Origin of the sequence: Arthrobacter sp. ov407 (genome assembly GCF_900102895.1) — a bacterium.
Classification (GTDB): domain Bacteria; phylum Actinomycetota; class Actinomycetes; order Actinomycetales; family Micrococcaceae; genus Arthrobacter.
Genome location: NZ_FNGD01000008.1, coordinates 61,703 through 82,283, shown reverse-complemented (window position 1 = coordinate 82,283; position 20,581 = coordinate 61,703). Strand labels below are relative to the sequence as shown.

The window sequence follows — 20,581 nt, the reverse complement described above, 5'->3', positions numbered from 1 at the left end:
ACCCGCCGGACCGCGCGGCTAACCCACCAGGGTGCGCAGCAGGCGTGCGCTCTGCCGGACGGACAAGCCGGGAAGGTACGCGCGGCTCAGGGCCCGGCCCATCGCGGGCAAATGCAACGGGTCCTGATAGTAGAGGTAAAGCGTGCGGTAGTCCGGCTTAAAGCGCGACTTGAACGTTGCCAGCGAGCGGAAGCCGTAAACAGGTTCCAGGGCCCTGCCCACCACGTCCAGGATTCCGGCCAGCCCCTCTTGCCCGGCTGCCTCGTCTCCGGCATCGCTGGCCCCGGCGTCGTCTCCGGCGCGGTCCTTCGCCAGCGGCGAGCCGGAAAGGGAGATCACTTCGACCGTGTTCTTGAGCTCCAGCACGGCGGAGGCAATAAGGAACTCCATGACGCCGGGGAAGGCGTCTCCGCGCCGGCGCATGAAGTCCAGGGTCCAGCTCACCAGCTGTCCGTCCTCGTACACCGGCAGCCAGCTCGTGACACCCTGCACCCGTCCGCCGGCGTCCACCGCCAGGCAGCACAGCACCTCGTCGTCGTCGAGCTCGTCGATGCTGCCGAGCGTGAAGCCCATTTCCGGCACGTGCTTTTGCGCAGCCCATTCCTCGGAGACCTCGATCAGCTGGGCACGCAGCTGGGCCGGGAATTCGCTGTAGCGCCCCCACACGGCCTGGACGCCGGTTTTCGCCGCACGGTTCAGGGCCGTGCGGACGTTCTGCCATTCCTTGCCCTTGAACCCGAGTTCGCGCACGGCGAGCCGGGTTTCCTGGGCCACGGCCACCCGGCGGAACCCGCGGGCCCGGAGCATCGGCCAGAGGTCGGCGGTGCAGGAGTAGAAACACGGGATCAGGGCGTGCTCGGCGCAGTAGCGCATGAAGCCCGCCGCGGTCTCCTCATGCAGGGCAGCAGGACCGAAGGGCCCCGCCAGCGTCAGGGCCACGTTGCCGTGCTGCTGATAGGCCACCCCGCCGCGCCGGTCCTGCGTGAACCAGTATTTGTTCGGTTCCCAGAGCGCCATCCAGGACAGCGAGTCTCCGCCCCGGCGGATGAGGTCACGGGCCGTGTCCCGGTCCCCGGAGCCGATGTCGGTACTGTGCAGCCCGGTACTGTGCAGCCGCCGCCGCAGGACCAGCCAGACCGCCGCCAGGGCCACTCCCCAGAAGATGATGCCGGCATAGGCGAACAGGAAAGACTCGACGGCGTTCCGGTTCTGGAAGAGCCGGCTGTAGGCGCCGGGAATGGGCAGCGGCAGGTACTGCCGGGCGAGTTCCGCCGCGAGGCCCAGCACTCCGCGGTCGCGGTTCATCCCGCCGGCCGCCAGCCAGGCCACCGCATAGGCGCCGGAGAGCCCCAGCCACGTCCCGCCAACCACTATGCCAAGGATCCGCCGGGCCCGCGGTGCCGTCTCCACCCGGAACTGCCGGCGGTTAAGCCAGAGCAGCACAACGAGCAGCAGCGGAACGGCCACGAGCGGAAGGACGTGGACGAAGCCGGAGCCCATCACCGCCGTGTGCGGCCGGTTGGGGTAGTGCGGAATGCGGGCGAACAGGGCGAGGTACACGGCGGCCAGTGCTGTCACGCCGAGCTGGACGATGATGGCGATCCGCAGGGCCAGGCGGCGGCCTTGCCGCATGCCGTCCGCACAGATCAGCAGCAGGACCACCGGGACGACTGCCAGCGCGAGGCCCAGCGGACCGGCGAATCCGGTCCGGCCGGCCTCCAGGCAACTGACGTCAACCGTCCCGCCGCAGTTTTGCTCCAGCTGGCTCAGCGTGGGCAGCGGGTTCAGCACGACGTCGCGCAACAAGGCCAGGGGCCCGGTGGGGCTGCTGACAGCGGCCGTGAGGATCGGTCCCACCGCGAAAATGGCGACCGTGAGCGCCAGCAGGTTTCGCGTTTCGCGTCCCGTTGAACGGTAGCGGTGCAGGGTCCCCCGGTCGCCCTGGATCCACCAGCCCGCAGCCAGGCCGGCGAGGGCACCGGCGAGCCCCACTACCGTCTCCGGATGCCCGACGTAGAGCACCAGCAGCAGGGATGCGGCCACGACGGCGGTCCGCAGCCGCCGTTGCCACAGCGTGGACAGCAGCCCGCTAGCGGCCAGGGCCACGGCCAGGACGGCGGCGTAGGGCCCGATCAGCCGGGCATTGACCATGAGGCCCAGCCAGCCGTCGCCGATATACCGGGCCAGCTGGGTGATCAGCAGGAACACGGTCACGGCCGCGAACTGGCCCGCAAAGAAGAACACGGCCGTCCGCAACGTCCCCAGATGCCGTTCAGCGAGGCCCAGGAGCACGAGAATCATCAGTGATGCGGCGAGGTAGGCCAGCAGATTGGTCGCGAAGAACAGCGACGTGAAAAGGGACCACCAGTGACCCGCCCTCAGCCCGGGAGCGCTGACGGAGGCAATGGGCCACAGGGCGTTCGGCGGTCCGGACAGGAAGCTGCCTGTGACGGCACCGACGACGAGGAAGGTCGCTAGGACCGCCAGAGTGAAAGGTACGGCACGGAAGTGCGCCAGCGTCCGGCGTCTGCCCTGCCGCCAGACGCCCGGCAACGGCGGGCCCTCCGGCCCCGGACTCCCGGCGGTCCGCGTGCTGCCGGCCTTGACCAGGCTCATGGGGAGATCCCCCAGCGCCGGGCCAGGAAGTCCAGGCCGCCGGGCAGGCCGTTGGATGCCGTGTCCCAGGAGTGCCCCGCGTTGGCGATCCGTTGTGTTTCGACCGTGAACCCGGCGCGCCGTGCCGCCTCTGAGAGTACGTCCATGGAGCGGATGAATTGCGGGTCACGGTCTCCGGCGGCGAAGTACACGCCGTGGCCATCGAAGTGCTTTTCCGCCATGACGCGGAGCGGTGTCAGCCGGTCGAAGGCCCCGGTGTCGGCGCCGAAGGAGGCCTCGATGGTCTTGGCACGCTCCTTCGCGATGGCCGGCTCTTCCTCGCTGGAGAAGGCCAGCGCCGCGCTGTAGACGTTGGGATGCCTCGTCAGCATCTGCATGGCGCACGTGCCGCCGAAGGAGAAGCCGCCCGCGGCCCAGTGCCGGGGGTCCGGGTCGACGTCGAGCGTGCTGTTGATCCAGTCCGGCACGTCGCGCGCCAGGAAGGTGTCCGCCTGGGCAATCCGGCTGTCCAGGCACAGTGTGTTTCCCGACGGGGAGCCGTTGGGATCGACCACCACCGCCACGGGCGCCACCCCCGCGTGCTGCGCGGCGAACCCGTCCAGCCGACTCCGGAGCGCGCCGCCGGTCAGCCAGTCGGCGGGGCTGCCCGGCTGGCCGGAAAAGAGGACGAGCACCGGCAGCGCGGGCCGCGGGGAACTCTGGTAGGCCGGCGGGAGGTAGACGTAGGCGTCCCGGCTCTGGAAGCCGGAGACCGTGCCGGGGATGGCCGCCTTCCGGATGACGCTTTCGGGAAGCTCGGCGGGTGCCTGCCAGTGGGCGAGCCCGGTGGCGGGAGGGCCGCCGGCCGCGCGCGTCAGGCCGGCCTCGAGCGGCTGGATCCGGGCTACTGCCGTTCCGGTGAGATCGCCGACGGTGTGGTTCAGGCCGAAGTAGATGTTGATCTGGACGGCGGAAAGCGCGAGGACGGCCAGGAAGGCGGCCGTGGCTGCGCCGCTTGAGCGCCAACGTTTGGCGCGGCTGCCTCCGCGGCCCCAGAGACCGAACAGGCGCATGAGCCACAGGAGCAGGGCGCCGACGGCGGCAAGGGACCAGGCGAGGGTCTCCCCCGGCAGTTCGGCGGGGATGACCGTGATCACGTAGATCAGGAACCAATGCACGGCAGCGACGAGCGCCGCGGCAAGCAGGGTCACGGTAGCCACGACGGCGGCCGCATCGGCTGGGTGACGCCTGATTTGCGGAAAAGCGGTGTCCGGAAAACCCGTGTGCCGGAAACCCTTGTCACGAAAACCCGTGTGCCGGAGTGCGGCGTGCCAGAGAAGGTAGGCCAGGCCCGCCGCTGCGGCGGCCCACGCGAGCCACACCACCGGCCCGTCGACCAGGCGGAGGCTGTCAAGGTAATCCACCGGGGCTAGCGCCAGGTGCCGACGCCGATGACCGGTCCGGCCTCAAGCCAGGATGACAACCCTGTGTAGGCATCGAAGCGCATCGCGAGAAGGACCTGCTGTCCCTCGTAGCGGAGCTCGACGATCACGGCGTCGGGCTGGACCTTGAGGAGCTCGGATTCGGTGGGCTTGCGCCGGCCAAGCAGCTCCAGCGAGCTGCGCCGGAAGGTGTGCTTGGGACGGACGCTGAGAGAGAGCAGGCGGAACCACTCGAGGTCGTTGTCCTGATAACGACAAACCCCCATCTGCCAGCTTTTTCCAGCCGTGCAGATGGAGGCGTCCACCGTGCCGAGGGCGCGCCGCAGGTTGAAGCGACGCACCCCCATGAGGCACAGTGCAAAGACCAGCAACGCAAACGCAGTTGCCAGGACGATGAACGGCAAACCAATATCGTTCATCAAGGTCGTGCTAGCGGATCCCCGCAGTAGCCGCTTCGCCCATTTGGGCGTTGTCAGCAACAATGACCACCCTGTTGTTGTCAACGGAGAAGAATCCCCCGTCGACGGCTACAGAGATGCGGTCACCGGATACCGGCTCGATTGCCAGCTCACCTTCGGCCAGAATCGCCAGCAGGGGCGAGTGGCCGGGCAGGATTCCGATTTCACCATCGCTGGTGCGGGCCTTGACCATCTTGGCCGCTCCGGACCACACGAAGTGATCCGCTGCGACAATCTCAACCTCAAGCTCAGCCATATTACTTGGTCTGTTCCTGGATCTTGGCCCACTGGCGCTCGACGTCGTCCAGGCCGCCGACGTTGAAGAACGCCTGCTCTGCAACGTGGTCAAGTTCGCCGTCGCAGATCGCCGTGAAGCCTTCAACGGTGTCCTTGATGGACACGGTGGAGCCCTCGACGCCGGTGAACTGCTTGGCGGTGTAGGTGTTCTGCGAGAGGAACTGCTGGATGCGGCGTGCACGCGACACGACGATCTTGTCTTCTTCAGAGAGTTCGTCAACGCCGAGGATGGCGATGATGTCCTGAAGTTCCTTGTTCTTCTGCAGGATCTGCTTGACGCGGACGGCCGTGTTGTAGTGGGCCTGTCCGATGTACTGCGGATCCAGGATGCGGGAAGTCGACGTCAGCGGGTCAACGGCCGGGTACAGACCACGGGAAGCGATTTCACGGGAAAGTTCCGTGGTCGCGTCGAGGTGTGCGAAGGTCGTGGCCGGAGCCGGGTCGGTGTAGTCATCTGCGGGAACGTAGATGGCCTGCATCGAGGTGATGGAGTGGCCCTTGGTGGACGTGATGCGCTCCTGGAGGAGACCCATCTCGTCAGCCAGGTTGGGCTGGTAGCCCACGGCCGACGGCATGCGGCCGAGGAGGGTGGAAACCTCGGAGCCTGCCTGGGTGAAGCGGAAGATGTTGTCGATGAAGAGCAGCACGTCCTGGTTCTGGACATCGCGGAAGTACTCCGCCATGGTCAGGGCGGACAGGGCGACGCGCAGACGCGTTCCCGGCGGCTCATCCATCTGGCCGAACACAAGGGCGGTGTCCTTGAGGACGCCTGCCTCTTCCATTTCGACCCAGAGGTCGTTGCCCTCACGGGTACGCTCGCCGACACCGGCGAACACCGAGGTGCCACCGAAGTTGCGGGCAACACGGGTGATCATTTCCTGGATCAGCACGGTCTTGCCGACGCCGGCACCACCGAACAGACCGATCTTGCCACCCTTGATGTACGGGGTGAGGAGGTCGATCACCTTGATGCCGGTCTCCAGCATCTCGGTGGAGCCTTCCAGGGTCGCGAAGGCGGGAGCCTTGCGGTGGATCGGCCAGTAGTCGGAAGCCTGGATCTCGGACTCGTCGACGTCCAGCGGCTTGCCCAGCACGTTGAAGATGTGACCCTTGACGCCGTCGCCCACGGGCACGGTGATCGGGCCCCCGGTGTCTACAACGTTGGTACCGCGGACAAGTCCGTCGGTGGCCTGGAGGGAGATTGCACGGATGAGGTTGTCGCCCAGGTGCAGGGCAACCTCGAACGTGACGGTTCGGGTCTCACCATTGAGAGTGATCTCGGTGGTGAGTGCGTTGTAAATCGAGGGGATTGCGTCAGCCGGGAATTCGACGTCGACAACCGGGCCAATAACACGTGCAATACGACCGGTAGCACCGGACGTTGCGGCTACGTGATCGGTAGCAGTGGCAGTCATCTCTCTCACTTCACTCAGTAGATGGCGTGGGGTTAAGTTCATTCTTTGGTGCAGGTACAGCTGGATCCGGGCTCGTGCTGGCTAGGACGCGGACAACGCGTCGGCACCGGCAACGATTTCGGAAAGCTCCTGCGTAATTTCAGCCTGACGGGCAGTGTTGCGCAGACGCGTGTACTTCTTGATGAGATCCGTCGCGTTGTCGCCGGCGGACTTCATCGCGCGCTGGCGGGCTGCGAGCTCGGAAGCTGCTGCCTGCAACATGGCGGCGAAGATACGTGATTCGATGTAGCGCGGCAGCAGGGCATCGAGAACCTGCTCCGTTTCCGGCTCGAATTCGTAGAGGGGAAGCAGGTCCGATTCGGACGCGGCTTTCTCTTCGACAACCTCGAGCGGCAGCAGACGGACGACCGTCGGCTCCTGGGTCACCATCGACTTGAAGCGGGTGTAGACGACGTGGATTTCGTCGACGCCGCCCTCTTCGTAGGCGGTAGCGAAATCAGCCAGCAATGCTTCGCTGACTTCCCGCGCGGTCGCGAACTCCGGTGCATCCGTGTTGCCGGTCCATACGCGAGCGTATTCACGGTTCCGGAAGTCGAAGTACGCCTGCGCCTTGCGGCCGACCAGGAACGTCTTGACTTCCTTGCCTTCCGCGTGGAGCAACTCGTTGAGGCCTTCGGCCTGCTTGAGGATGCTCGCCGAGTAAGACCCTGCGAGGCCACGGTCCGAGGTGATGACCAGGACGGCGGCCCGGCGAATCTGCGACGGCTCGGTGACCAGCGGGTGGTCGATTTCGCTCTGGCTTGCGACAGCAGAAACGGCACGCGTGATCGCGTTCGCGTAAGGCAGTGAAGCTGCTACGCGTGCGCGGGCCTTGCCGATGCGCGAGGTAGCGATCAGTTCCATCGCCTTGAAGATCTTGCGCATCGACGTCGTCGAGCTGATCTTCTGGCGGTAGACCCGGATCTGGGCTCCCATACTTATCCTTTCCTAAGATCTCGATGGCCGGGACTGCCGGAACCCGTGCGGGTCCCGGCAGTCCCTGCCAGCGAAACTAGCGCTTCTGCTTGACGATTTTTTCCTGGTCGACCTGGTCCTCGCCGATGGGGGCGTGCTCCTCGTGCCCCGCACCGACCAGGAGGTTGTCTCCCTCGCCGAAGAAGCCCTTCTTGAAGTCCACGATCGCGGTCTTCAGTGCTTCAGCGGTGTCATCGTCCATGACGTTGGTCTGGGCCAGCGTCGTCAGGATGGAGGACTTGTGCTTGAGGTGCTCCAGGAACTCGGTCTCGAAGCGGTTGATGTCTTCAACCGGAACCTCGTCGAGGTGGCCGTTGGTGCCGGCCCAGATGGAGACAACCTGGTTCTCGATCGGGAACGGCGAGTACTGGCCCTGCTTGAGCAGTTCCATCAGGCGTGCACCACGGGTCAGCTGCTGGCGCGATGCGGCGTCGAGGTCCGAGGCAAACATGGCGAAGGCCTGCATGTCGCGGTACTGGGCCAGTTCCAGCTTCAAGGTACCGGAGACCTTCTTCATGGACTTGACCTGGGCGGCGCCACCAACACGGGAGACGGACACGCCGACGTCCACAGCGGGACGCTGGTTGGCGTTGAAGAGGTCCGACTGCAGGAAGATCTGGCCATCGGTGATGGAGATCACGTTGGTCGGGATGTAGGCGGACACGTCGTTCGCCTTGGTCTCGATCAGCGGGAGGCCGGTCATCGAGCCTGCACCGAGCTCGTCGGAGAGCTTGGCACAACGCTCCAGCAGGCGGGAGTGCAAGTAGAAGACGTCGCCCGGGTAGGCTTCGCGTCCCGGCGGGCGGCGGAGCAGCAGTGACACTGCACGGTAGGCCTCGGCCTGCTTGGACAGGTCATCGAACACGATGAGGACGTGTTTGCCGCCGTACATCCAGTGCTGGCCGATAGCCGAGCCGGCGTACGGTGCCAGGTACTTGAAGCCTGCGGGGTCGGACGCGGGGGAAGCCACGATCGTGGTGTATTCCAGTGCGCCGTTGTCCTCGAGGGTCTGGCGGACGGCCGCGATCGTGGATGCCTTCTGGCCGATGGCTACATAGATGCAGCGCACCTGCTTGGTGACATCGCCAGAAGCCCAGTTGGCCTTCTGGTTGATGATCGTATCGATCGCGATTGCCGACTTGCCGGTCTGGCGGTCACCGATGATCAGCTGACGCTGACCGCGGCCAATCGGGATCATTGCGTCGATGGCCTTCAGGCCCGTCTGCATCGGCTCGTGAACCGACTTACGCTGGGTCACGCCGGGCGCCTGGAGTTCCAGGGCACGGGTGGTCTCGGCCTTGATCTCCCCGAGGTCATCGATGGGCTGGCCCAGCGGGTCAACCACGCGGCCGAGGAAGGCATCGCCAACCGGCACGGACAGAACCTGTCCGGTGCGGTGGACTTCCTGGCCTTCTTCGATTCCGGTGAAGTCACCGAGGACGATCACACCGATCTCGCGGACGTCAAGGTTCTGGGCCAGGCCCAGGGTGCCGTCTTCGAAGCGAAGCAGCTCGTTCGCCATGACCGAGGGAAGGCCCTCAACACGGGCGATGCCGTCACCTGCGGTTGTTACACGGCCGACCTCTACGCGCTCTGCGTTTCCGGGTTCGTAGGACGCCGCGAACTCGTTCAACGCATTACGGACGTCGTCGGCGTTGATGGTCAATTCGGCCATCTGCAGTCCCTGCTCTCCTGTTTTCGTGATCATCGTTGCTCACGATGACCGGGGTTTCTTGTCGTTAGGTTGTGCTTGTCCGGCTAGCTAAGCAAGCTGACGCTGGAGCTGGCCCAGGCGGCCGGCGACCGAAGCGTCAACCACTTCGTCACCTACCTGGATCCGGATGCCACCGATCAGTGCCGGGTCAACGTTCATGTTGATCTTGAGCTCTCGCCCGTAAAGGGCGTTCAGCCCCGCCTGCAGGCGGCTGGTCTGCGTCTCCGTCAGTGGACGGGTGACGTTGACCGTTGCAATCCAGCGCTGCTGGCGTTTGGCGGCAAGCTCGGCGAAACGGCGAACCAGCTTGGTGACCTTGAGCCCCCTCGGAGCCGTGACGGCCTGTCCGATCAGGACTTTCGCTTCCTCGCTCGCACCTGGTACGAGCTTCTCGGCGAGGGACACCTTGGCAGCCGGGCTGGCCTGCGGCTCGGACAGAGCACGCTGGACCTCGTGGCTGGACTCAACGGTCTGGTTGAAGGAGAACAGATCGTTCTCCAGCGCTTCCAGTCCGGTGAGTCCGGAGGCAGAGACGGCCGACTTGTTCTCGGCAACAGCGATGACCACCGAAGCGGCAAGAGTCTCGAGTGCATCGCCGATATCCCGTGCGGATGCCCAGCGGGAGCTGGCCAGGCCGGCAGCGATCTGAACAGCGTCAGCGGAGACTTTCCCGCTGAAGAGCTGCTTGACCAGCGCCGACTTTTCGTCACCGCTGCGGGACGGGTCAGTCAGGGCGCGGCGCAAGCCGGCCGAACTGTCCACTGTGCCCAGGATTCCGAAGAGTTCCTTTGCCAACTGCAGCGACGCGGAGGGAAGCTTGGCTTCCAAGGCCGCCAGCGCAGCGGCCAGCGATTCGCTCGATACACCTGCCATTACTTAGCTACACCCGCGTTCTGGTTCTCCAGATCTGCCAGGAACCGGTCCACCACTCGGGCCGACCGTGCATCGTCGCTCAGTGCCTCGCCGACGATGCGGCTCGCCAGCGTCGTGGCCAGCGTGCCGACCTCCGCGCGGAGCGACACAACGGCCGCCTGGCGCTCGGATTCGATCTGCGTGTGCGCCTGTGCGGTGATGCGGGCAGACTCGGCAGCAGCCTTCTCCTTCAGCTCTGCAAGGATCTGGGCACCTTCGGCGCGTGCTTCCTCACGGATGCGGTTGGCTTCGGTGCGGGCTTCCGTGAGCTGCTGCTTGTACTCTTCGAGTGCAGCGGAGGCCTCGGCCTGGGCCTTTTCGGCCTTGGCGATGCCACCCTCGATGGCCTCGGCCCGCTCTGCGAAGGTCTTCTCGAACATCGGGACAACGTACTTGACCACGACGTACATGAGGACAGCAAAGCCGGCGAAGACGACAAGCATCTCCCAAGGATTGGGAACGAGGGGGTTAGTACCGCCTTCGGTGGCGGCTGAGATGATCGCTTGATTCATATTTCACCCGTCCTTATCTACTCGGTTCTGGATGTTCGGTTGTTCTGTTTACTTGAGAACGAACGCGAAGACCAGGCCAAGGATGGCGAGGGCTTCAGTCAACGCGAGGCCGAGGAATGCGATCGGCTGCAGGACGCGCTGGGCTTCCGGCTGACGTGCCACACCGTTGATGTAGGCGGCGAACACGAGACCCACACCGATACCACCGCCGATGGCGGAGAGGCCGTAGCCGATGAGGTTGAGGGAGCCGTTGATGGAGCCTTCCATTTTTCTTCCTTTCAAGATGCCACCCATGTGGCAGGTTGTTTGGGTTGCTTCATCCCCGTGAGGGGAAGACTATGTTGTGCCAGCTGGCGTTGTGCCCGCTGGCGCTGCGCCTAGTGGCTGTCGGCGTGGAGCGCACCTTCGATGTAGATCGCGGTCAGCAGCGTGAAGACGTAGGCCTGCAGCACCATGATCAGCGCTTCGAGCATGTACATGGCGATGGCGCCACCAAGGACGAGTACGGACGCGCCCTTGAGGAGCACGTTTTCCTGCATCACGAGGAATTCAATGCCCGCGCCGGAGATCATCATGATCAAGTGGCCGGCCAGCATGGTGGCGAACAGACGGAGGCTGTGCGTGACCGGGCGGACCAGGAAATTGGAGATGATCTCAATCGGAACCACGATCGGGAGAATGTAGAACGGCACGCCGGTTGGAACCGTGGCCAGCTTGAAGTACTTCAGGCCGCTCTTCTTGATGCCGACGGCGATCCAGGTGATGTACACGATCGCTGCCATAACGTAGGCCCCGCCGACGTGCGAGAACGTCGGAAGCTGGATCAGCGGGATTGCACCGTAGATGTTGTTCACGAGGATGAAGAAGAACAGGCTGAACAGCAGCGGGACATACTTCATGAAGTCCCGGCCGCCGATGATGTCCTTGGCGATGCTGTTGCGGACGAAGCTATAGGCCGCCTCGCCTGCGAACTGCAGCTTGCCGGGAACGAGCTGCTGCTTCCGCGCAGCGATCACAAAAAATGTAGCGATAATGACAACCGACAGGATTACCAGCAGCATCTGCTTGGAAAATCCTTCGGCCGCACCCCAGGGGATGATAGCCGGCAGGTGAAGTTCTTCAATTCCAGGAGGCGTGAAGGTTCCTGAATCTTGGGCCGGGAGCGCAAGCGCGATCAACGCGTTTCCTCTCTGCAGTGTCCATCATTGGGCGTTGGGCGGGGACCGGCGACATTGGTGCCCGCCTCTCCCCCTGTGAAATTATTTGGCATTACTGTTCCTCGTCCTGGGACGGGCCACGTGCAGCATTGCCGTCACCAGCTGACGTTCTGTTACTGGTGAGGCCGTGCATATGAGAAAGATAGAACCCTCCCGCAGCTCCAAGCAGAGCGCCTGCGAGCACAATCCAGCGGGTTCCCCACAGATTATCCAGTCCCCACCCTACCAAACTCCAGACGATGATTCCGCCAACAATGTAGCTGAAGACGGCGATGCCGGCGTTGTATCCGCCGTCGCTGCCCTCCGTCGATACACCGGGGGCACCGGCTGTAGTTTTAGGTGATTTGGCTGGCCTGTTAATTGCTCCGGCAAGTGGGCTGGCAACTGGCCGTTGGCCCTTTTTGCGGCTAAACATCGGTGCCATCTTTTCGGGTTTCGGGATCGTTGTAAATCTGGAGCCTGGCCTTGCTGAAACCGTAAATTTCGGCTGCCTGCCAAAACACCACGGTCACGACGGCGCCGATCAGGAACCAGCGGCCGTGCAGCCAGGCCGGAGCCCCGATGACGAAGAGGACTACGGCAAAGCCGACAACCTTGACGAAGTACGTCGCGACGAACAGTCCGATCGCTCCGGAGGGGTTGCTGCGGCCGACGAAGTGGCCCACCGCGAGGCTGATGGCAAAGAACGCCATCACCAGCGCTCCCCCGAAGAGGGCGGACCAGAAGCCCACGGCGCCGTTGAAGATGAAGGCGGCTATGCCGGTCAGCACCAGGGCGGCGGCGGAGGCTGCGGAGCTCATGGCCAGCAGCCTAAGCCAGAGGGATTTTGTGGGGCCGGAGACACCAACTGGTCCGTTGCCGGAAGCGGGTCCCGGCCCGGCGTTGGAGGTCATGAGATCCCAATCGTCGCTGGCGTATTTTTGGTCAAAGTGGGCGGCGAAGTACCGCCCCTGAATTCTACACGAGATAGAACAGGGCGGCGTCCGGCTCCTGGCCGGTGCCGCCCTGCGTTCCGGGTGACCTCAGGACACCGGCACCCGGGTGACCTTCTGCCGGCGTCGGAAGTGCCGGATCAGGTCCGGGGAAGCAAGGTAGAGTCCCAGCACGGCCAGGCTGCCGGCCACGCAGAGCACCACCGTGGGCAGCGGCGCCGTGGCGGCGATGAACCCGAGGACGATGACTGCGGCGGTGCACGCCGTGACGGTGCCGGCCGACTGCAGGTGCGAGAAGCCGACGTCGGTCAGCCGCTGGTAAACGTGCTCGCGGTGGGACGCGTACCACCGCTCCCCCGCCTTGATCCTGCGCAGCAGGGTGTAACCGGTGTCCGCAAGGTAGACCAGGATCGGTGACAGGACGTATTCCACGTAGACGCCGCTGAAGAACCCTGCCACCGCCAGGGCGGCAACCGAGGCGCCGAGCAGGTAGCTGCCGACGTCGCCGAGGAAAACGGAGCCGCGGGACAGGTTCCACGGGAGGAAGCCCAGGAACGCCATGGCCAGCACGGCGCCGCCGGCTATGAGCCACGGCTGGCCGGTCAAGACTCCGGCCGCCGCATAGGCGCCGCCGGCAAGGACTCCATGGAAGCCGGAAATACCGTTGACGCCATCCATGAAGTTGGCAATGTTGACGTACGCCGCAATGGCCAGCGCAGCGAGCGGCAGCCACCAGAAGGACTGCCCGGTGAGCAGGAGCAGGACGGCAGAACCGGCGGCGCCGATCCCCAGCTGGGCTGCGGCGCGTCCCCGGATGGAGAGCCCGCGGAGGTCTTCGATCCAGCCCACTGCCGCGCTTGCGGCAATGATCGCCAGGACCGCGAGGAAGATGGACCGGTCCACTGTCACCGCCCGCAGGAGGACGGCGGCGGCGTATCCGAGCGCGGTAGCCAGGAAAACGGCCACCCCCATGCCGCGGATGGTGGTCTTGGCATGGGAGGACCTGGCCGACGGAACGTCGACGACACCCATCCTGACCAGCCACGGCCTGACCGCAAAGGGAAGCAGCAGGCTCGCAACCAGGGTGATTCCGGCCGCGATGAGCACGGGCATCATGACGCAACCCGGATGTTGCCGCCGGGCTCATCCGCTTCGTCGTCGGGGATCGACGCAATGTCGATGCCCTGCTCGGCCTCGACACGGGCAAGCCACGCCTCGAGGTTCAGCCCGGCCGGATCCTGCACACGGGCCTGGGTGTGGGAGATCTTGGGGTGCAGGGGACGTTCGTCCAGTTCGCCGGTTCCGACGAGCTCTTCGTGGAGCTTCTCGCCGGGCCGAAGCCCCGTGTAGATGATCTCGATCTCCTTGCCGGACATCGCGATCATCCGTTCGGCCACGTCCAGGATCTTCACCGGCTCCCCCATGTCCAGGATCAGGACCTCGCCGCCGCGGCCGATCGCACCTGCCTGGATCACCAGCTGGCACGCCTCGGGAATAGTCATAAAGAACCGCGTGATCTCGGGGTCTGTCACCGTCACTGGTCCGCCGACCCGGATCTGTTCCGTGAAGAGCGGCAGCATTGAGCCGCGGCTTCCCATCACGTTCCCAAACCTGACGGAGACGAACTTCCGCCCGGTCTGGCGGGCCATCCAGGCCGTCAGCTTTTCCGCGACGCGCTTCGAATGGCCCAGGGCGGTGGTCGGGTTGGCCGCCTTGTCCGTGGAGATATTCACGAAGTGTGACACGCCCGTGCGCCCGGCCGCGCGCAGCACATTGAGGGTGCCCAGGACGTTGGTCTTCCAGGCCTCGATCGGATACTGCTGCAGCAGCGGGGCGTGTTTCAGGGCGGCGGCGTGGAACACCACTTCGGGGCGGCGGTCCTCGAAGATCTCCTGGAGGGCGGCCGCGTCCCGGATATTGGCCAGTACGGTGTCGCGCCCCGCGAGCAGTCCCCGGCCGGTGATGGAGATCTGGGTGTGCTGCAGGCCGGTCTCGTCGTGGTCCAGCATGATCAGCTCGGCCGGGGAGAACTGCGTGATCTGCCGGCACAGTTCGGAGCCGATGGAGCCGCCGGCGCCCGTGACCAGGACGCGCTTGCCCTTGATATAGCCGGCAATCTCGTCGACCTTGATGTCCACGGGCCGTCGGCCGATCAGGTCCTCGACCGCCACATCCCGGAAATCGGAGAAACCCTTGGGCGCGCCGCCGCCGAGCATGTCGCGGAGCGGGGGAAGAACCAGCACCCTGATGTTCAGGCCGGTGACCGCGTCTGATATCCGCCGGACCACCGAAGCCTCCACGTGGGAGAAGGCCAGGACCAGCACCGTAGCGCGGGTGCGCCGGATGACCGCTGGCAGATCGTCGCCCCGGCCCAGGACCTGGACGCCGGACAGCCGCAGGTGCTTTTTCGTGGGATCGTCGTCGATCAGGCCCACCGGGAAGTACGGTGAATCAGCCTCCTGCAGCATGCGTGTCAGCAGCGAGTTGCCAAGGAAGCCCGCGCCGTAGATAAGGGTGTTTTGGGCGCCGTCGCCGGGACGGTTTTTGCCCTCGACGTAGAGCCTCTTGGCGTAGCGGGCGGCTCCCATGAAGAGGCATGCGAACGGGAAAGCGATGAGTCCGACGCTGCGGCCGATCCCGATGGCTTCGTAGAGTACCAGCAGGCTCAGCGTGATCGAAGCGGCCACGATAACGGTGACGAAGACGAGCGCCTTGGCTTCCTGGAAACTGCCGAAGGGATACCTGCCGCGGTACAGCGCCAGGGCATAGCCGGCCAGGGCCTGGACAACAACGGCAACGCCCATGATGATCGTGGCACTGACAAGCTGTTCTTCCCGGATTCCCATCTCGTAGCGCAGCAGCAGGGCCAGGATGATGGCCACCACCCAGGACGCCGAGTCGAGGAAGAGCTGGATCCAGATCCAGAGCGGGGGCTTCTTCTCGTCCAGGGCTGCGGCAGGTCCGCTCGCTTCAAATTTCTTAGTCAACAGAGATTGCAACCGACTTCCACTACCACGGCGGCCATGCGCCTGTTTCAAAAATTACGCGCCGTACAACTGCCGGACGGCGCCAGGGTCTCCCACGATACTAATCGTTGTCGCGCCGGAACCCCGGGTCTGTACCGGCAGGGAGGGGCCGGTACATCCGGATCTGTGCCTGCGTCAGGATGTTTCCCGGCCCGCCGCATAGGGCACCGGCGGCATCGGCTGCCAGTACCGGTCGGCGAGGATGCCGCGGGATTCGCGCCATCCCCGCCACAATGCGCCGGCGCCCTTCAGCGTGCGTTCAACCAGCACCAGGCGCGTGAGTTCCTTGAGATATGTCAGGACTGTTCCCGCCCCGAAACCGAGCCGGTTGAACTTGCCGTGCACCCGCAGGTACTGCGCCACATGGCCCCGGTTCCGCATCACGTAGCGGCGGCTGAGGTCGCTCGAATCGTTGAGGTGGCGCACGCCCAGGTCCACCTGGCGCTGGGCGCGGACCTTTTTGATGACAAAGGCGTTCACGTACACCACCGGCGTCTGCTGCGCGGCGAGCCAGCCGTAGATGAGGTCATCCCACGTGATGAAGAACCGCGGGTCCGGCAGCCCGATGTCCCGGGCCAGCGACGCCTTGATGAGCATGCCCTCGAAGTTTCCCACGTTGGTGGGAAACACGTCGGACTTGCGGAAGACGTCGCCCGAGACGGGCAGGAAGATGCCGAGTGCCTCGACAAAATGGTGCTGCCAGAAGAACGGCCGGCCGGCGGCGTCGTAGCGGCGGCCGATCATGCAGGAGTACTCCGGCGTGAACTTAGCCAGCGCCTCGATCGCCCCGGGGAGGACCTCGACGTCGTCGTCCATGAGCCACAGCCACTCCGCACCGCCCTCCAGGGCGAGTTCAACGCCGCGGGAGAAGCCGCCGGAGCCACCCGCGTTCGCGGATAGCCGTTCATACTGGATCGGCAGACCGCTTGCGGCCACGGCGCGGGAGACAACATCGGCGGTGTGGTCGCTGCTGGCGTTGTCCACCACGACGATCCGGTCCGGCCGGGTGCTCAGGTGGCGGAAGGACTCGAGCAGATTCTGCAGGAAGTCGGCACGGTTGTAGGTAACGACGACGGCGAACAGGTTCTTCACGCCCGGCCTAGCTGTTGGTCGACATCAGTTGGGCCGGCGAGCCGAAGCCTTTTCCGCGGAAGCCGGTGGAGTAGGCCCGGAACCAGTGCGCGAGGCCTTTGACGTCCCCGGTCTTCAGGAAGTAGTAGGGGAACCCGACAATGTCCGCCCCAAACCACCGCAGGTTCCGGTACTTCCGGGTGAGATAGCCGCGGTTGCGGAAATAGCAGTACCGCTTGAAGTCGCCCTCAGGAATGACGGGGGTAATGAAGCCGCCGAAGACCGGCTTCATTTCGGTCCACGTGGCGGGGTGCCGGACGGCGACGGTGGCCAGGGTGCCGTATTTCAGGCCTGCCTTCTTGACCCGCGACAGGAAGTCGACTTCGTCGCCGCGGATGAAGAACTTCACGTCCGGGATTCCCACCTTGTAGAAGACCTCCGTGCGGATGAGCGCGCCGTTAAAGAAGTGCACCATGTCCGGAAGGTAGCCCATGGGAGCCAGCCGCGAGCGGTCGTTGGTGATCAGGCCATTGATCCGGAAGTTGAAGGAGAGCCGGTTCGGGTCGGCGGTGGCGGCGACGAGCGGGCTCACGATATCGAGCTGGTGCTCCTCGGCTGTTTTGAGCAGTTCCGCCAGGCAGCTCGCGTCCTCGGGATGGCCGTCATCGTCCATCATCCAGATCCACTCCGCGCCGCTGGACATGGCGGCCAGGATCGCGTAGGCGAATCCCCCGGCGCCCCCGAGGTTCGCCTCGGAGCGCAGGTAGTTGATGTTGTCCCCGCCTGCGGCGACGACGTCCGTGGCCGGGACGGTGCCCGAGTCCACGAGGGCGATCGAGTGGATGGGGGCGGTCTGTTCGGCCAGCCCCTTGAGGAGAAGGGCGAGTTCCTCGTGGCGGTCGAAGGTTACTGCCGCGACGGCGACTTTGGACTGCATGTCAGTTCCTCGGTGAATCGTCGACGGCGGTGGCGCCGCTGCTGTCGGAGGTGGCGGTCTCGGGGGTGGCGGTGTCGGGGGCTTCAGCACTCTCGACGGCGGCCGAATCCTGCGAAGGTGCCTCCTCCGAGGCGGCCGGTTCCTCGCCGACGCCAAGAATGCCCGGGACCACGCCGCGCAGCCGTTCGAGGCTGATGGCGCCCTGCCGGACTACGCGCAGCGGCAGCGCCGTCGCGTCGACGATGGTCGAGGCGAGGGCCTCGGCACCCTCGGCGGGCCGGGGTCCGCCCTCAAGGTAGACCTCCACGGATTCCGCCAGCTGGGCTTCGGCGTCGGCAGCGGTCTGCGCCGCTGCGTGCCCGGTGCGGTTCGCGGAGGACACAGCAAGGGGCCCGGTGAGCGTGAGCAGGTCCTGGGCGATCTCGTCGGCCGGGATCCGCAGGGCCACAGTCCCCTTGGTCTCACCGAGGTCCCAGTCCAGTGACGGCTGGGCGTGCAGGATCAGGGTCAGGCCGCCGGGCCAGAACGCCTCGGCCAGCCGCCGCGCCTCGGCCGGAACATCCGTGGCGAGGCCATCGAGGGCGTTCAGCCTGGGGATCAGCACGGGCGGGGGCATCTTCCGGCTCCGGCCCTTGGACGCGAGCAGCAGGGTCACGGCGAGGGGTGAAAAGGCGTCGGCGGCAATGCCGTAGACCGTGTCCGTGGGGAAGACCACGCACTTGTTCTCCCGGATGGCCCGTTGGGCGTGTTCAAGTCCCGCGGCGCGCTGCTCAGCTGCCGTGCAATCGTAGCTAGTTGTCACTGGCCTATTCTTTCATCACTTGTCACACGATTTTTTCGACGGCGTCAGGACCGGCCGGTCAGGACAGCGCTGGTGGCACGGTCCTTGCCGTTGAGGTCGCGGTGCGTTCTCACCTCGGAGAACATCCCGGTGCGGTTGAGCATCGCGGCGATCCATGCCGACTGGACTTCGGCGTGCTCCATCACGAAGTAGCCGCCGGGGACCAGCAGGCGGGCAGCCGAGGCAGCCGCCGCCGTCGGAAGTTCCATCCCGTCCGCTCCCCCGCCGTAGAGCGCCTCGGGCGGGTCGTGCAGCGCCACTTCGGGTTCGTTCGGGATCGCCTCGGCCGGAATGTACGGCGGATTGGAGACGACGACGTCGAAGGTGCCGTTGTGTTCGGCCAGCGCGTCGCGCAGATCGCCGCGGACGAGATGGACGCCCAGGGGAGCCAAGTTTTTCGCCGCCCAGGCGTGTGCGAATTCGCTGTACTCCACCGCATGGACTTCCGCGCCGGGAACCTCGTGCGCAATCGATCCTGCGATCGCCCCGGATCCCGTGCCCAGGTCCACCACCTTGGGGTGCGCCAACCCGTCCCGGTCCTTGAGCCAGTCCAGCACCAGCTGCACCACGGATTCGGTTTCCGGCCGCGGGATGAACACGCCCGGACCGACTGCGAGTTCGAGGTAGCGGAAATGCGCCACGCCCGTGATGTGCTGCAGCGGGATCCGCTGCGCCCGCTCGGCAACGAGGTCGGCATAGCCCTCCGGCGCCGGCGAGTCGCCGAGCATCAACGCGCGCAGCTGGCCGAGCCCGACGCCGAGCAGGTGCTCGGCCAGGAGCTCGGCGTCCACGCGCGGGCTGGGCACGCCGGCCGCCGCGAGAACTGCGGTCGCGTCGCTGACGGCCTCCGCGAGGCTCGGATCATCGCCTGCTGTCATCACGAGTGACCCGCGCCTATTCGCCGATGGCGTCGAGCCGGGACTGCTCGTCCAATTCGATGGCCGACTGGATCACGGGTTCCAGGTCGCCGTTCATGACCTGGTCCAGGTTGTAGGCCTTGTAACCGGTGCGGTGGTCCGCGATCCGGTTTTCCGGGTAGTTGTAGGTGCGGATGCGCTCGGAGCGGTCCATGGTGCGGATCTGCGACTTGCGCTGCGCCGAGTTTTCGGCGTCGATCAGCTCCTGCTGGTGTGCCAGGATGCGGGCACGCAGCACGCGCATGCCGGCCTCACGGTTCTGCAGCTGCGACTTCTCGTTCTGCATGGCGACGACGATTCCCGTGGGAAGGTGGGTGATGCGCACAGCGGAGTCGGTGGTGTTGACCGACTGCCCGCCGGGACCTGAGGAGCGGTAGACGTCGATCTTGAGATCGTTCTGGTTGATCTCGAGTTCCTCGGGCTCGTCCACTTCGGGCAGCACCAGCACGCCGGCGGCCGAGGTGTGGATGCGGCCCTGGGATTCGGTGACGGGGACACGCTGCACCCGGTGCACGCCGCCCTCGAACTTCAGGCGCGCGAACACGCCCTCGGCCGGATCGTTCGAACTGCCCTTGACGGCCATCTGGACGTCCTTGTACCCGCCGAGGTCCGACTCGGTGGCGGAGATGATCTCCGTCTTCCAGCCGCGGGATTCCGCGTACCGGCTGTACATCCGCAGGAGGTCCGCGGCGAACAGGGCAGCCTCGTCGCCGCCTTCGCCGCCCTTGACCTCAAGGATCACGTTGCGGGCATCGTCCGGGTCGCGCGGGATCAGCAGCCGGCGCAGCTTGGCCGCCGCAGTCTCCAGCGCAGCCTCCAGCTCGGGTACCTCCGCCGCGAACTCGGGGTCCTCGTCCGCCATTTCCTTGGCAGCCGCCAGGTCATCGCGGATGCTTTCCCAGCGGTGGTAGGCCTCCACGATGCCGTTCAGCTGGGCAGAACGCCGCCCCAGCTTCCGGGCCAGCCGCTGATCGGCATAAACAGCAGGATCCCCCAGCTGGGCCTGGATAGAGTCATGCTCATCCAACAGGCCCTGTACGGACTCAAACATTTTCAAACCTCTTTCGACTCTCTCAAGTCTAGTAACGCGACAGCGAAGGTGGGCAAACAGCGAAGCCGCTCGGTTTTCTGCCGCCCCGGGAGTGGCATCGGGCGTAGCAGCGCATGCGCCGCGCGGGTTTTCCGCCCCGGGAGTGGCTTCGGGCCTGCCGGAGCGTGGAGGCTCAGATCCGTCAGGATCGAGCCTCCACGCGAAGGGGCGGGGGCGGAAAACCCGCGCGG

Annotated in this window: 19 protein-coding genes; all 19 read right to left on the bottom strand. The window is 65.5% G+C overall.

Annotation, left to right across the window (positions count from 1 at the left end):
* Window positions 1-18: 18 nt before the first annotated feature.
* A complete protein-coding gene (locus tag BLS42_RS11930) occupies window positions 19-2,616 on the bottom strand; it encodes a DUF2156 domain-containing protein (RefSeq protein ID WP_090581419.1) in 2,598 nt (865 codons plus the stop codon).
* Entirely contained in the window at window positions 2,613-4,019 is a 1,407-nt protein-coding gene (locus BLS42_RS11925) for an alpha/beta hydrolase (protein WP_090581414.1), read from the bottom strand. The genes BLS42_RS11930 and BLS42_RS11925 overlap by 4 nt, the downstream gene beginning before the upstream one ends.
* A 5-nt stretch (window positions 4,020-4,024) precedes the next feature.
* Window positions 4,025-4,456, bottom strand: coding sequence for a DUF2550 domain-containing protein (locus BLS42_RS11920; RefSeq protein ID WP_090581411.1), 432 nt, complete (start codon window positions 4,454-4,456; stop codon window positions 4,025-4,027).
* A gap of 10 nt (window positions 4,457-4,466) precedes the next feature.
* Window positions 4,467-4,751 carry a F0F1 ATP synthase subunit epsilon gene (locus tag BLS42_RS11915; protein ID WP_090581408.1) on the bottom strand — a complete coding sequence of 95 codons (285 nt, stop codon included), beginning with the start codon at window positions 4,749-4,751 and terminating at the stop codon, window positions 4,467-4,469.
* A 1-nt stretch (window position 4,752) separates the two neighbouring features.
* Window positions 4,753-6,207, bottom strand: a complete 1,455-nt coding sequence (gene atpD, locus BLS42_RS11910) for a F0F1 ATP synthase subunit beta (protein WP_090581405.1) — start codon at window positions 6,205-6,207, stop codon at window positions 4,753-4,755.
* 81 nt (window positions 6,208-6,288) lie between these two features.
* The gene (locus BLS42_RS11905; protein WP_090581402.1) at window positions 6,289-7,182 is read right to left on the bottom strand and encodes a F0F1 ATP synthase subunit gamma; all 894 of its coding nucleotides are present in this window, start codon (window positions 7,180-7,182) and stop codon (window positions 6,289-6,291) included.
* 76 nt (window positions 7,183-7,258) lie between these two features.
* Complete coding sequence (atpA, locus tag BLS42_RS11900) at window positions 7,259-8,896, bottom strand: F0F1 ATP synthase subunit alpha (RefSeq protein WP_090581657.1); 1,638 nt, start codon at window positions 8,894-8,896, stop codon at window positions 7,259-7,261.
* Window positions 8,897-8,983: 87 nt separating this feature from the next.
* A complete protein-coding gene (locus tag BLS42_RS11895) occupies window positions 8,984-9,808 on the bottom strand; it encodes a F0F1 ATP synthase subunit delta (protein ID WP_090581399.1) in 825 nt (274 codons plus the stop codon).
* Window positions 9,808-10,359 (bottom strand): F0F1 ATP synthase subunit B, encoded by a 552-nt coding sequence (locus BLS42_RS11890; protein WP_090581397.1) that lies wholly within the window; start codon window positions 10,357-10,359, stop codon window positions 9,808-9,810. The genes BLS42_RS11895 and BLS42_RS11890 overlap by 1 nt, the downstream gene beginning before the upstream one ends.
* A gap of 48 nt (window positions 10,360-10,407) precedes the next feature.
* Window positions 10,408-10,626 carry an ATP synthase F0 subunit C gene (gene atpE / locus BLS42_RS11885; protein WP_003804776.1) on the bottom strand — a complete coding sequence of 73 codons (219 nt, stop codon included), beginning with the start codon at window positions 10,624-10,626 and terminating at the stop codon, window positions 10,408-10,410.
* A 110-nt stretch (window positions 10,627-10,736) separates the two neighbouring features.
* Window positions 10,737-11,537 carry a F0F1 ATP synthase subunit A gene (atpB, locus tag BLS42_RS11880; RefSeq protein WP_090581394.1) on the bottom strand — a complete coding sequence of 267 codons (801 nt, stop codon included), beginning with the start codon at window positions 11,535-11,537 and terminating at the stop codon, window positions 10,737-10,739.
* Between the two features lie 446 nt (window positions 11,538-11,983).
* Window positions 11,984-12,469: a Cg1360 family ATP-synthase-associated protein gene (locus BLS42_RS11870; RefSeq protein WP_090581392.1), complete on the bottom strand. Its 486-nt coding sequence runs from the start codon at window positions 12,467-12,469 to the stop codon at window positions 11,984-11,986.
* A 129-nt stretch (window positions 12,470-12,598) separates the two neighbouring features.
* Entirely contained in the window at window positions 12,599-13,624 is a 1,026-nt protein-coding gene (locus tag BLS42_RS11865) for an MraY family glycosyltransferase (protein ID WP_090581389.1), read from the bottom strand.
* A complete protein-coding gene (locus tag BLS42_RS11860; protein WP_090581386.1) occupies window positions 13,621-15,495 on the bottom strand; it encodes a polysaccharide biosynthesis protein in 1,875 nt (624 codons plus the stop codon). Before BLS42_RS11860 ends, BLS42_RS11865 begins: the two co-directional genes overlap by 4 nt.
* Window positions 15,496-15,669: 174 nt before the next feature.
* Entirely contained in the window at window positions 15,670-16,626 is a 957-nt protein-coding gene (locus BLS42_RS11855) for a glycosyltransferase (protein WP_090581384.1), read from the bottom strand.
* Between the two features lie 7 nt (window positions 16,627-16,633).
* Window positions 16,634-17,542, bottom strand: coding sequence for a glycosyltransferase (locus BLS42_RS11850; RefSeq protein ID WP_090581381.1), 909 nt, complete (start codon window positions 17,540-17,542; stop codon window positions 16,634-16,636).
* A 1-nt stretch (window position 17,543) separates the two neighbouring features.
* Window positions 17,544-18,344 (bottom strand): L-threonylcarbamoyladenylate synthase, encoded by an 801-nt coding sequence (locus tag BLS42_RS11845; protein WP_090581378.1) that lies wholly within the window; start codon window positions 18,342-18,344, stop codon window positions 17,544-17,546.
* A 44-nt stretch (window positions 18,345-18,388) separates the two neighbouring features.
* Window positions 18,389-19,261, bottom strand: coding sequence for a peptide chain release factor N(5)-glutamine methyltransferase (gene prmC, locus BLS42_RS11840; protein ID WP_090581375.1), 873 nt, complete (start codon window positions 19,259-19,261; stop codon window positions 18,389-18,391).
* Between the two features lie 16 nt (window positions 19,262-19,277).
* Entirely contained in the window at window positions 19,278-20,351 is a 1,074-nt protein-coding gene (prfA, locus tag BLS42_RS11835) for a peptide chain release factor 1 (protein ID WP_090581372.1), read from the bottom strand.
* Window positions 20,352-20,581 lie beyond the last annotated feature (230 nt).